The organism is Nostoc sp. UCD121 (assembly GCF_014222285.1).
Taxonomy (GTDB): Bacteria; Cyanobacteriota; Cyanobacteriia; order Cyanobacteriales; family Nostocaceae; genus Nostoc.
Genome location: NZ_JACKZS010000084.1, coordinates 18,443 through 30,727, shown reverse-complemented (window position 1 = coordinate 30,727; position 12,285 = coordinate 18,443). Strand labels below are relative to the sequence as shown.

Sequence of the window (12,285 nt, the reverse complement as noted above, 5' to 3'; positions counted from 1 at the left end):
GTCAGACGCTCCTGCGTCGCTCTAAGCGAAGCCATGCCGCAGGCTTTACGCTGCGCTATCGAGCGTCTTTGATTTCTGTTCGCGCAGAAAGGCAACAGAGAATAGGCAATAGGCAACAGTCAAGAAGCCTCTTTGAGCTATAGAGAATTTTTTCAATAATCAAAGATGAGTCCTATATTAGTCGAAGGAATTACGAGTAATGAATGCAAGTGCTTTGTCAACACCTAAGTTCCGTAATGGTCAAAAGGTAAAGTTTATAGGCGGAGAAGGCATCATCAAAAATTACCGGCCTCAGTCAGGTAGCTGGGTTTATTTGCTAGAGATGCCTATGGGTTCAGAGCCTGAAATGGGTCGAGTTGGTTATGAGACTATGATTTGGTTATATGAGGTAGATATCTATTCGTCCTTCAATAATTTTCGTCAGAGTAAAATGCTAAATCATGAACAAAAAATGCCGTTTATAGAATTTGCTAAGGCAAGGAGATATGACAACAATAAAAATAATTATCAGTAAATATTTTTTAATGCAAGAAAAGCCATAAAATCCAAATCAGCTACTCCTTTAGCTCTTGCTTAAGATAGTAATCATTACTTTTGATAGAGTGAAATATATGAAAGGCAAAGTTGAATTATAAATATTGTGCTTAGACAGTTAACCAGCTAGAAGCAATCTATTTATATCTATTAACAAATTAGATTGTAATGATTTCCTAGCTAGCGGTTACTATTCCGTAAACTTCTACACACTTACCAAGAGAAAAAAGATGGAAAACATTAACCAGGCAAAAATGATCGAGCGTTACATTGCTTTGGCTATTGGAATTAGTTATCTACTTTTAGGTTTAGCTGGATTTGTACCAGCTTTGGTTTCATTACCAGGAACGAGCGAATCTTTTGTTCCACTTGATGAATCTGCTGGTGCTTATTCTGCGGGTTTTGGTTATATCTTTGGTGCAATTCCCACCAACTTTTTGCATAACATTGTACGTTGTGCCGTAGGATTGCTAGGAATTACTTCTTACAACAATACTACCACTGCGCGTCTATTCAATCGTGGTTTTGCAGTTTCTTATGCATTGCTGGCGATCATCGGATTGTTGCCTTTGGGTAAGACATTTTTCGGCTTAATGCCATTGTTCGGCGCTAATGTTTTGCTTAATGCATTAGCAGCGATCGCAGCTGGTTACTATAGCGTTGTTATACCAGCCAAAGTGAGCGGTGTTAATGTATCGCAAAATCTTCAATAGTTGCTGATAGTCTGCGGTGTCCAGGTAGGGCCATTGCAAGATGGCCCTTCTGGTTTCCAGATCAGCATATCTAAGCAGATTTGCCGCATATCCATGTTTTTTGTCCAAGCATGATAGACAACATACTCAGTCTTACCATCTGGTCCAAGAACAATAGAATTATGTCCCGGCCCTATGACAAAATTAGGAACAGACTTTAACACCCGTGGCCCGGTTTCGTTTCCTGCATCAGAATAAGGCCCCATCACGTCGTCAGCAACGCCATAATCTACGCCGTAGTTCTCAGTTTCCCAGCGTCCACCACTATAAAAGCAGTAGTATTTACCTTCATGCTTACGAACGCAGGGGCCTTCTAAAGTATGCCAATCATAGATTTCATCATACATCAAACGGTTGGCTAAAAACCGTTGCCAATCAGATCGCGCACGTAAAACCACTTTCCCTTCATCAGCAAGCTTAGTCATGGTTTGGAGTTTATCTACAACTAATGCTGTGCCAGCACGCACTCCATCCGATGTATCCAGAAAGTCACGGGCGTAAAACAAATACCACTGTCCATCGTCATCCTGAAATGGGTGCGGATCGATCGCAAAAGGACAAGATTTTGGATCTACAACTGGCTCACCAACATCTTGATAAGGGCCTAATGGAGTATGGCTTGTAGCCACACGTAACTGATGATTCTTGTCTTCATGTCCCACTGAATAGTAGAGATAAAACTGGCGATCGCTGTAAGCAACTTCGGGGGCCCAAAAATTATCGCCAAGGGCGGGATCTGGCCGTTGTAGCGCGTTCCCAACATAATCCCAATTCACAAAGTCGAAAGAGCGTAACAGAGGAAAAACACACGAATTGTTATTGGAGTTAACATTTGGTGCGTCCGTTATTTCATCTACCGTTCCTTCTGCTTCTGCTGCACCAGTACCGATCGCGTAATATATGCCTTCGTGTTGCCAAACAAAAGGATCGGCAAAATAACCTTTGTAGACTGGATTAGTATAAGTTTGCATCTTAAATTATCTATGGAATAATGACAAAAATCTTTCTTCCACTAATGGTTAGTCAAGTTAAGAATGCTTGCTTTGTAGTGAGGGCTTTAACGCTTAAATCAAGGACTAAAGTCCTTACTACAAACTTATTTACCAAGCATTGTTGCCTTGAAAAACTACTAGTATTTGAAATTTACGTAAGTTTCGACTTTGTTCTTAGGTAAGCTTTCTACTAGCTGACACCGTAGCATCTGCTTTAGTTTTTCTGGGAGGCTATCATAATAGTCTTGTGGGAGAGTTAAATCTACCTTTGGTGTGTGCAACCAATGCATCGCATAGCCCATGACTACCATCGGCCTTGGGTTGTTTGTCCGATTTGGGGAACCCCGATGCAGCGCTAAAGGCGATCGCACCATCACGTCAGCTGGCTGCATATAAAAGGATTCCATCGGAATTTCACCACTAGCAACCTTTTCTAATCCTTCTTCACGCGGTAATACATGAGTACCACGCGCCATTTGGAACGGCCCGTTGTCTGCGGTTACTTCCACAAGGGGAAAGTTGACTGCTAGGGCGTAAAGTGGGGTTACTATCTCATCGCTAAATAATGGGCGAAAATCCCGATGGGTTTCCTGATAATCCGAACCCTGGAATGGGACATCAACTCCCATCTGAACCATTACGTATTCTTGGTAAAACACGCGCTCTAGGATACCCATAATCACTGGGTTGGCAAAAACTAACTCATTAGCAAATGGGTAAATCCAAGGCAAGGTCAGATAGTAGCGGGAAATTTCACGAGGAGCCAACCCACCTGGTTGATTTTGACGCTCGTGAAATAATTTTTCAAAAGCTTGTGTCCACTCGTCAATTAATTTTTGCTCAAAAACACCAGGAATCACACAAATTCCGTCTTTATTCAGTTCTTGAGCGAATCGGTCTAGGTCGGTAGCTGAATATTTCGCTATACCGCCTATACTTTGAACCATCTTTTTTATCCTCTTCAACTTATAACTAGAGTCGTATTAATATCAGACCTCTAGGAGATTTTTTAATTGCTCGTCGATGGTAGCGCACTATTTTCAAAATTAGTGGCTGATACCGATTCTCCGTAACAATTAATTAAAATTATTTATGCCTAATTACTTTGCAAACTAACTCTTTGATGCTCCAGCCATTGCAACACTATCACCTGGCTTTGAAGGCCATCTGACAGTCAGAATAGTGCAGTCGGACTCAGCAACCCACCAATGGGGAACACCTGCACACCAAAGAACGTAATCACCTTCACGAGTTAATAAAATTTCTCTATCTTCAAATTGCAGGCGAAATTCTCCATGAATGAGAATTGAAAGAGTAGCAGCTTGGTTATTTACTGCCCAATCGGTTCGACTCTCACCTGCTTTGTGAACAGCCCATTTTACTTCTAGCATTTCCGTGGAACGTGGATCGTCTTCAGGGGTGATAAAGTGACCCATGAACCATCCCCAACGATTTACACCTTCAACGCCTGCATTACCATAAACAACTTTAGGCTGCATCACTTAACTCCAAGGAAGGAACCAAAATTTGTCCGGTGTAACCTGCTTGCTTGTATTGTTCAAGAACATGGGTTGTAATACTTCTAGCTTCACCAGCCGCAACTAAAGCAACACAAGCGCCACCAAAACCAGCACCTGTAAGCCTTGCACCATATACTCCCAGAGTTTTTTGCAACAGTTCTACTAGAGTATCCAGTGCAGGTACAGATACTTCGTAATCATCTCGCAAACTGGCGTGGGATGCATTCATCAATTCACCAAAGCGCTTAGATGAGACTCCCTGCAATACTTCTAAGACGCGGTTATCTTCTGTAACCACATGACGGGCACGCCGCCGTAGAGGTTCGGGTAGTTTTTCTGTTATTTTGGCATCAGTAATATCTCGTAGTGCCTTAACTCCTAGCGATCGCGCCGCCTCCTCACATTCAGCCCGGCGCTGATTATAACCACTAGTTGCCAGGGTACGAGGCACACCGCTATCAATAACCAAAATTTCCGCTTTCTCAGGTAAAGGCATCACCCGACGTTCTAAAGTCCGAGTATCTAAAAATAAGATATGTTCAGTATCAGCCAAACTAGAAGCCATCTGATCCATGATGCCGCATTGCACGCCAGCATAGTGAATTTCTGCTTGCTGGGCGAATTGGGCGATTTCAACATCATCAATGGTCAGGTTCAGAAGTTGGCGTAATGCTCGAAGTGTTGCCACTTCTAAAGCCGCGCTGCTAGACAAACCCGAACCCATAGGAACCGATGATTTAACGTACACACAAAGCGATGGTATTGTGTGTCCTGCTTTTTGTAAAACCTCAATACAACCAAAAATATAACTGGCAAATCCAGACGGGGAATGGTTTATATCTAAAATGCTCACTTGCTCGTTGAGATTTTCCGAGTAAAAGTGATGATGGCCATCGCTACTCAAACCTAGCTGTACCGTCGTAGATTGAGGAATCGCAGTTGGCAGAACGAAGCCATCGTTATAGTCAGTATGTTCGCCTAGTAAATTTACTCTTCCTGGCGCACTGGCTTGAGTTTCAGATGGTTTACCGAATATTTGTTGAAAATCCATAATTTTTAATTGTACAAAGGTACAGGGCGCAACCTTCCTTCTACCTCAACACTAGGAAAATTTGGATCAAAAGTCAGATTTTCCAACTTTCCATCTTTCAAAATCACAAAAGTATCTTCAATTTTTGCCCCTACTAAACTAGGGTTCCAAGCGACAGCAATACCTTCTGTCAAAGTATCAGTAGTAGTTGAATTTGCTACGATTTCTCGTGCTAAATATCCAGTGGTTCCTCCCTGGTGGTGTTCGCGGATGGCATTGGGAAATCCATGCTGCTCATAAGCCTGAGCTAGCGCGTGATAAACTGCATCGAGTGTGGTTCCGGGTTGGCACAAATTTAAAACTACTGCTTCTATTTCGCGGACATGGGAATGTAATTCGGCCCGTTCGTCTGAAAGCTTACCAAAACAGACAAATCGAGTCAGATTTGCATACAAACCGTAACCTCTAGCGCAAAATACCAACATCGCTTGCCGTCCAATCTGTTCTGCTGTGGCTGTAGCATGACGGTATAACGGTAAACGCCTCTCACCCGCTACTAGTGTCAGCGCTGGATGTAACCCTTGCGCCCATAGCGCCTCTGCACCCGCACCCGCTAACTGATATTCTGTCCAAGTTGGCTTGGCGGCTTTGAGTACCTCTGTCATTGCCTGACTAGCTTTTTGCCCGACTTGACGATATCGCTCTAATTCGCTTGACATCATTACCCGTTTATGTTGTTGCAGAGATGGGGGTAACGGCTTTTCTAAATTGGAAATGGGGCGATCGCTAATTACTATTTTGCCGCCAGTTGCATCACGAACAAAAGACTCACGGGCAGCACCATCAGCCCAAGGGTTGACATATACCTTAAAATTAGCAGGCAGTTCTTCATCCTTAAGACGCTGCGCTTCAATTTCATCCGTCAATACCCAAGCATCTTCAGTAGTTACTAATACTTCTGCTACACCAGTTTCAGCAGTCAGCAGCACGGTATTAGAAGCGCCAGCCGTCGCCCAGGCAAACCAGTCTGTACCACGCAAGCGCACGCCTTGCACTTCGGTTTCACGCAAGGTTTGCCTGATTAACTCTAGTTTTTTAGAGACTTCTTCATTCATAGGAAAAACACACATAAATACAGATAATTATCAAACTTATTTACGTCTGTCTGCGTCTGTCTAAGGTTGGTATTCAAAATGGTACAATTAATAGTATGTCTAATTTTCTAACCAGTTCTCTAATTGTAAGTTAGGAATATTAGTAAAATCTTTGATGTTATTAGTCACGAGAATATCATTGCGAGAACGAGCAACAGCAGCAATTAACACATCTAATTCTCCAGTTGGTTTACCAACTTTTTTAAGTTCGCTTTGAATCTTGCCAAATTCAATAGCTGCTTCTAAATCAAATGGTTTTATGGCTAATAGGTCAGTAAACTGCTGCAAACTTTCTAGGTTATTGGACACCTGTTGAGAATAGTAAACGCTTTTATAAAGTTCCGCAACTATAATTGTTGATATATAAAATTGTCTAAAGTAGCGATTAAGTTTTTTCACTAAAAATATAATTTTTGTATTCCTTTATACTTCTAAGCAACTAAACTTCATCTAGTTGCTTAGAAAGATGTATTCGCAATTACAGAGCAACTTCACATCGACTAACCCCTCTAGATAAATCGCACATCGAACCAAGGTAGTTCTCAAGAACGATGTACTCATTAGTAAATTTTTGAAATTATAAAAGTGCAGGAACTACAAAGACATCAAAAAATCCCATGAAATTCCAAGAGACTCAAAACAAAATAACAGAGAATAATGTTCCTCTGCCAGAGAACACACCTAACGAGATGAATCCCCAAGAACCTGATAAATCTGAGCAGATGACTCAGGTACAAAGGGATAGTGTAATCACCAATCAGGATTTACCCGATCCACGGGTTCGTTATGGTTTTACCCTGGTTATATTGGCTACTCTCTTATTTGTTATCGCCATTTACTACGGAATTATTAACCCCTAAGTAATTTATCTAACTTAGGTTTCATAAAAATTACGATTTCTTGGTATTACATATTACCAAGTGCTACATAAGCTTGAGCTTAGTTTTGTGTTTTATTTTGCTAAAACGATCAATTACGATGCCACATATTTAACAAAATCTAAGCTCATGTTAATAAAAATTTAGTAAATTTTGCAGCCTTGAGGCTGTATTCAAGACTACAAGTTCATTTAATAAAAATATCCTCCGATAGTTAGATGGAAATCGCAGTGATTAATTAGTTTATTACTTCTATAGAAATGAATTGCATCATACCGACCTAATGATGTAAGTCTAAGAATTAAGCCTGTTTTATACTCAATACTCATCAGCTTTTGCTATTTAGATTGACCTCCAATTCAAGGCTGAAAGGGTGCTGATTCAAATGTAAAAAGTTGCTGACTCACTAGAACTAGCAACTTGGATTAGCGTTTAAGGAGATGTAATTAAATTGCATGGCCACAAAATATCCTAAATTTAACCAGGATCTCGCACAAGACCCGACTACACGTCGGATCTGGTATGCGATCGCTACGGGAAATGATTTTGAAAGCCATGATGGTATGACCGAGGAAAATCTTTACCAAAAGATTTTCGCTACTCACTTCGGTCACGTGGCAATCATATTTCTGTGGGCATCTAGTCTATTGTTCCACGTAGCTTGGCAAGGTAATTTTGAACAGTGGATTAAAGATCCTTTGCATATTCGCCCAATCGCCCACGCAATTTGGGACCCTCATTTCGGTAAAGCAGCAGTAGAAGCTTTTACTCAAGGGGGCGCTCCCTATCCTGTTAACATTGCTTACTCTGGTGTCTACCACTGGTGGTACACCATTGGAATGCGGACAAATAATGACCTCTACCAAGGCTCAGTGTTCTTGTTGCTGTTAGCAGCGTTGTTTTTGTTTGCTGGTTGGCTTCATTTGCAACCTAAATATCGTCCCAGCTTGGCTTGGTTCAAGAGTGCTGAACCTCGTTTGAATCACCACTTGGCAGGTTTGTTTGGTGTTAGTTCTCTGGCTTGGGCTGGGCATCTTATTCACGTTGCCATTCCCGAATCTCGTGGTCAGCATGTTGGTTGGAATAATTTTCTTACTACCTTACCTCACCCAGCAGGTTTAGCACCTTTCTGGCGGGGTGACTGGGGTGTATACGCTCAGAATCCTGATACAGCAGGGCATCTGTTTGGCACATCTCAAGGCGCAGGGACGGCTATTCTGACTTTTTTGGGTGGCTTCCATCCCCAGACTGAATCGCTATGGCTGACCGATATGGCTCATCACCATTTAGCGATCGCAGTTATCTTTATTGTCGCCGGTCATCAGTACCGGACTAACTTCGGGATTGGTCACAGCATCAAAGAGATGCTCAACGCCAGAAATTTTTTTGGCATCCAAACTGAAGGTCAGTTCAACTTACCACACCAAGGGCTGTACGACACCTATAACAACTCGCTGCATTTCCAGTTATCCATACACCTGGCAGCATTAGGTACTGCATTATCATTGGTGGCGCAGCACATGTATTCGATGCCTCCTTACGCTTTCATCGGTAAGGATTATACAACGCAAGCAGCGCTGTACACCCATCACCAGTACATTGCTGGGTTCTTGATGATTGGTGCGTTCGCCCATGCTGGTATCTTCTGGGTTCGGGATTACGACCCAGAGCAAAACAAAGGTAACGTCCTGGAGCGTGTACTTCAGCACAAAGAAGCGATTATTTCTCACCTGAGTTGGGTGTCGTTATTCTTGGGTTTTCACACTCTAGGGTTATACGTTCACAACGACGTTGTAGTTGCCTTCGGAACTCCTGAAAAGCAAATTTTGATTGAGCCGGTGTTTGCTCAATTCATCCAATCTGCTCACGGGAAACTGGTGTATGGGATGGATGCTTTATTATCTAACCCAGATAGTATTGCCTACACAGCTTGGCCGAACTACGGTAACGTTTGGTTGCCAGGCTGGACAGCAGCGATCAACTCCGGCACTAACTCGCTGTTCTTGACCATTGGGCCTGGTGATTTCCTAGTTCACCATGCGATCGCTTTAGGTTTGCATACTACTACCTTAATTTGTGTCAAGGGGGCATTGGATGCTCGTGGTACCAAATTGATGCCTGATAAAAAGGACTTCGGCTTCACCTTCCCCTGCGATGGGCCTGGTCGGGGCGGTACTTGCCAAACTTCCTCTTGGGAACAGTCTTTTTATCTCGCTATCTTCTGGATGTTGAATCTCCTTGGTTGGGTAACTTTCTATTGGCACTGGAAGCATCTAGGTGTTTGGCAAGGTAACGTTGCTCAATTCAATGAGAACTCTACATACCTGATGGGTTGGTTCCGTGATTACCTCTGGGCTAACTCCGCTCAGTTGATTAACGGTTATAACCCCTACGGCACAAATAATTTGTCTGTCTGGGCTTGGATGTTCCTTTTTGGACACCTGGTTTGGGCAACTGGTTTCATGTTCTTGATTAGCTGGCGTGGGTACTGGCAAGAGTTAATTGAAACTCTAGTCTGGGCACATGAACGTACTCCCTTAGCTAACTTAGTTCGCTGGAAAGATAAGCCTGTTGCTCTGTCTATTGTCCAGGGCTGGTTAGTAGGTCTAGCTCACTTCACGGTTGGCTATATCCTTACTTATGCAGCATTCCTCATAGCCTCAACTGCCGGTAAATTCGGTTGAAATTTTTGATAGATATCCTCTGACTTTAGCTATCCCCCCCTCTATACCGTCAGGTTAAAGGGGGATTTTGTATATTGAAAGCAATTGCAAGCACTCAGATCATTATTCATTCGCTTAAAGATAACTTCCAATTTATCAAAACAGAATTCAGGAGTCAGGTGGTCGCCGAGCGCAGTCGAGGTTTAGCCCATTCTGACTTCTGAATTCTTCTTCAATTAAATATATTTGTGTTTATAAACACACAGGAACTCAGAATTAATCTCAGCCTATAGCTAGAAGTTTGGTCAAGTAATATACAGTTACTTGGTAACTATAAAGAAGAAATAATCGAACCACAAAAGGACAATCGCTACAGCAGCATTAGGTGCTTAAACAAAAGCAGCCTTACTTGATTTAGCTTTTTTTATTCAAAACCCAGTTGAAAGGAGAGTTAATGATTTCACAAAACCTACAACAACAACCAAAGCCCCCGTTTCCTGAACAACAACAAGAAGTGCCAGGACTAGAGTCACAGATGAACCCGAAGCCAGATTATGGCGAAAATTCTTATCGTGGTTCTGGAAAACTGCAAGGTAAAGCGGCTATTATCACAGGTGGCGATTCTGGCATCGGTCGAGCAGTGGCGCTTGCCTTCGCCCGCGAAGGTGCTGATGTGCTAATTGCTTATTTAAACGAAGAACCGGATGCAGAGGAAACCGTTCGCATCGTCGAAAAAGAGGGGCGTAAGTGCGTCGCTGTTGCAGGCGATATCCAGCAAGAAGTACAATGTCAAGAGATTATTGAGCGCGCGCAGAGTGAGTTCGGCAAAATCGATATTCTTGTTAACAACGCCGCTTTCCAGATGACGCGAGAAAGCCTTGATGAGATTTCGTCAGAGGAGTTCGATCGCACCTTCAAGACCAACATCTACGCGATGTTCTACCTGTGTAAAGCCGCAGTGCCGCACATGGAACCAGGTAGCACCATCATCAATACTGCTTCCATCAATGCGGCCGAACCGAAGCCGAAGCTACTGGCGTATTCGGCAACCAAGGCAGCGATCGTCAACTTCACTGGTGGGTTGGCGCAGTCACTTGCAGAAAAGGGCATCCGAGTTAATGCTGTCGCACCGGGCCCCGTGTGGACACCGTTAATCCCGGCAACTATGCCAAACGAACAGGTGACACAGTTCGGGCAACAGTACCCAATGAAGCGCCCCGCACAGCCAGCCGAACTTGCACCAATATATGTGCTGCTAGCTTCTTCCGAAGCCAGTTACATTTCAGGCGCGGTGATTCCTGTTACTGGCGGTCAGCCCGTTCTTCCATAGCGCTTTGCTGTGATGCCATATTTCTCTCAGTCTCATTGCAGATGCTTCGGCTAAACCTGCCCTGGCATTTGCGGATCTGCCGAGAACGTGCTTTCAAATCAATTTAGTGAAGCGAAACCATTACCTTTAAAAAAGTCTCACGCCTTCAAGTTCCCGGCAGACTATCTATCAGCATAAAGCTGTACTCTGACATTCTGCTTTATGCCCAATAACAAATAAATGTACAAAAATCTTGTTTGAATGAAAAGTTATGGCTATTTCCCTGAAACCTCTCCGAAACCAAGTTGTTGTTATTACAGGTGCTTCTAGTGGCATTGGTTTAGTAACCGCTAGAATGGCAGCAAAACAGGGTGCAAAGCTTGTCCTGGCAGCACGAAATGAAGATGCTCTCCGTCAACTGGTTGATGAAATTCGTGGCAAAGGTGGGCAGGCGATCTATGTCGTAGCTGATGTCGGGCAAGAAGAAGATGTGAATCGCATTGCCGAAAAAGCGATCGCTGAATTTAGCGGTTTTGATACGTGGGTTAACAATGCAGGTGTATCGATCTTTGGTCGCTGTATGGATGTTTCAATCCCCGATATGAAGCGGATGTTTGACACGAACTTTTGGGGCGTTGTCTATGGCTCCCGTGCTGCTGTGAATCACTTCAAACGGCGTAAAAGCGGCAGTAATGGGGCGTTAATCAATGTTGGCAGCTTTCTGGGCGATCGAGCGGTGGCGGTTCAGTCAACTTATTCGGCTTCCAAACATGCGCTACATGGTTGGACAGATGCCCTGCGGACAGAGTTAGAGGCTGAAGGCGCTCCTGTATCAGTAACATTGATTCATCCCGGACGGATTGACACTCCATACAACGAACATGCCCGCAGCTATATGCCAAAACAACCTGCACATCGCGGCATGATTTACCCACCAGAAGCGGTCGCTGAAGCAATCTTGTATGCGGCAGAACATCCGAAACGAGATATGTTCGTCGGTTTTCAAGCCAAAGCTCTGGCGGTGTTAGCTGGCATCTCACCACGGCTCACGGACAAGTTGATAGAGCTTTGGGCGTTTCCCTCGCAACAGTCCGATCGCCCCTCGCGCGATCGAGAAGACAATGCGCTCTATCAGGCTGGCTACGGTATGCATGAGCGGGGGACTCACCAAGGTTGGATTCGATCGGGCAGCCTCTACGTGAAGGCTGAGAAGCATCCTGTTACCACAACTATTGTTGTTGTTGGTATTAGCACCTTAATCTGGTGGTTTACATCGTTTGCGGTTTAAAGTTACTCAACTGCCAGAATTGTTCTAGACATCCCTATACCCCACAAGATTATTAGAGACATTCTTAGTACCCCGCATGAACTGGTCGAAAGGTAGACGCTAACCCAAGCGCATATTGAGCCGGGACACGCGTAGCGCTGCCTGATCTTATCCAATATTGGAAAG

At 43.7% G+C, this 12,285-nt stretch carries 12 protein-coding genes; 6 read left to right on the top strand and 6 right to left on the bottom strand.

Annotated elements, in window-relative coordinates; genetic code table 11:
- The first annotated feature begins 199 nt into the window (after positions 1–199).
- Both GNF10_RS37925 and GNF10_RS18625 read left to right on the top strand, forming a co-directional pair.
- Positions 200–514 (top strand): hypothetical protein, encoded by a 315-nt coding sequence (locus GNF10_RS37925; RefSeq protein WP_221644648.1) that lies wholly within the window; start codon positions 200–202, stop codon positions 512–514.
- Positions 515–764: 250 nt separating this feature from the next.
- Positions 765–1,247, top strand: a complete 483-nt coding sequence (locus tag GNF10_RS18625) for a DUF4383 domain-containing protein (protein ID WP_185586116.1) — start codon at positions 765–767, stop codon at positions 1,245–1,247.
- On the opposite strand, the gene GNF10_RS18620 is transcribed toward GNF10_RS18625, so the two are convergent.
- The 6 genes from GNF10_RS18620 to GNF10_RS18595 form a co-directional block, all read right to left on the bottom strand.
- A complete protein-coding gene (locus GNF10_RS18620; RefSeq protein WP_185586115.1) occupies positions 1,241–2,257 on the bottom strand; it encodes a glycoside hydrolase family 43 protein in 1,017 nt (338 codons plus the stop codon). The genes GNF10_RS18625 and GNF10_RS18620 overlap by 7 nt on opposite strands.
- A 158-nt stretch (positions 2,258–2,415) precedes the next feature.
- On the bottom strand, positions 2,416–3,225 hold the full coding sequence (locus GNF10_RS18615) for a phytanoyl-CoA dioxygenase family protein (protein ID WP_185586114.1): 810 nt from the start codon (positions 3,223–3,225) through the stop codon (positions 2,416–2,418).
- Positions 3,226–3,390: 165 nt separating this feature from the next.
- Entirely contained in the window at positions 3,391–3,777 is a 387-nt protein-coding gene (locus GNF10_RS18610; protein ID WP_185586113.1) for a signal peptidase I, read from the bottom strand.
- Positions 3,767–4,849: a galactokinase gene (gene galK, locus GNF10_RS18605; protein ID WP_185586112.1), complete on the bottom strand. Its 1,083-nt coding sequence runs from the start codon at positions 4,847–4,849 to the stop codon at positions 3,767–3,769. The genes GNF10_RS18610 and galK overlap by 11 nt, the downstream gene beginning before the upstream one ends.
- A gap of 5 nt (positions 4,850–4,854) precedes the next feature.
- Positions 4,855–5,943, bottom strand: a complete 1,089-nt coding sequence (locus tag GNF10_RS18600) for a Xaa-Pro peptidase family protein (protein ID WP_185586111.1) — start codon at positions 5,941–5,943, stop codon at positions 4,855–4,857.
- Between the two features lie 99 nt (positions 5,944–6,042).
- Positions 6,043–6,381 carry a type II toxin-antitoxin system VapC family toxin gene (locus GNF10_RS18595; protein ID WP_311774187.1) on the bottom strand — a complete coding sequence of 113 codons (339 nt, stop codon included), beginning with the start codon at positions 6,379–6,381 and terminating at the stop codon, positions 6,043–6,045.
- A gap of 218 nt (positions 6,382–6,599) precedes the next feature.
- On the opposite strand from GNF10_RS18595, the gene GNF10_RS18590 reads away from it, so the two are divergent.
- The 4 genes from GNF10_RS18590 to GNF10_RS18575 all read left to right on the top strand — a co-directional run bounded on the left by GNF10_RS18590 (position 6,600) and on the right by GNF10_RS18575 (position 12,120).
- Entirely contained in the window at positions 6,600–6,842 is a 243-nt protein-coding gene (locus GNF10_RS18590) for a hypothetical protein (protein ID WP_185586110.1), read from the top strand.
- Between the two features lie 473 nt (positions 6,843–7,315).
- The gene (gene psaB, locus GNF10_RS18585) at positions 7,316–9,544 is read left to right on the top strand and encodes a photosystem I core protein PsaB (protein WP_185586109.1); all 2,229 of its coding nucleotides are present in this window, start codon (positions 7,316–7,318) and stop codon (positions 9,542–9,544) included.
- Positions 9,545–9,977: 433 nt separating this feature from the next.
- Positions 9,978–10,853 carry an SDR family oxidoreductase gene (locus tag GNF10_RS18580; RefSeq protein ID WP_185586108.1) on the top strand — a complete coding sequence of 292 codons (876 nt, stop codon included), beginning with the start codon at positions 9,978–9,980 and terminating at the stop codon, positions 10,851–10,853.
- A gap of 250 nt (positions 10,854–11,103) precedes the next feature.
- Positions 11,104–12,120: an SDR family oxidoreductase gene (locus GNF10_RS18575; RefSeq protein ID WP_185586107.1), complete on the top strand. Its 1,017-nt coding sequence runs from the start codon at positions 11,104–11,106 to the stop codon at positions 12,118–12,120.
- The last annotated feature ends 165 nt before the right edge of the window (positions 12,121–12,285 follow it).

Excerpts from the sequence above, each read along its gene's own strand:
- GNF10_RS18575 (WP_185586107.1), top strand. The coding sequence starts at position 11,104 with ATGGCTATTTCCCTGAAACCTCTCCGAAACCAAGTTGTTGTTATTACA.
- GNF10_RS37925 (WP_221644648.1), top strand. The coding sequence starts at position 200 with ATGAATGCAAGTGCTTTGTCAACACCTAAGTTCCGTAATGGTCAAAAG.
- GNF10_RS18620 (WP_185586115.1), bottom strand. The coding sequence starts at position 2,257 with ATGCAAACTTATACTAATCCAGTCTACAAAGGTTATTTTGCCGATCCT.
- GNF10_RS18625 (WP_185586116.1), top strand. The coding sequence starts at position 765 with ATGGAAAACATTAACCAGGCAAAAATGATCGAGCGTTACATTGCTTTG.
- psaB (WP_185586109.1), top strand. The coding sequence starts at position 7,316 with ATGGCCACAAAATATCCTAAATTTAACCAGGATCTCGCACAAGACCCG.
- GNF10_RS18615 (WP_185586114.1), bottom strand. The coding sequence starts at position 3,225 with ATGGTTCAAAGTATAGGCGGTATAGCGAAATATTCAGCTACCGACCTA.
- GNF10_RS18600 (WP_185586111.1), bottom strand. The coding sequence starts at position 5,943 with ATGAATGAAGAAGTCTCTAAAAAACTAGAGTTAATCAGGCAAACCTTG.
- galK (WP_185586112.1), bottom strand. The coding sequence starts at position 4,849 with ATGGATTTTCAACAAATATTCGGTAAACCATCTGAAACTCAAGCCAGT.
- GNF10_RS18610 (WP_185586113.1), bottom strand. The coding sequence starts at position 3,777 with ATGCAGCCTAAAGTTGTTTATGGTAATGCAGGCGTTGAAGGTGTAAAT.
- GNF10_RS18590 (WP_185586110.1), top strand. The coding sequence starts at position 6,600 with ATGAAATTCCAAGAGACTCAAAACAAAATAACAGAGAATAATGTTCCT.
- GNF10_RS18580 (WP_185586108.1), top strand. The coding sequence starts at position 9,978 with ATGATTTCACAAAACCTACAACAACAACCAAAGCCCCCGTTTCCTGAA.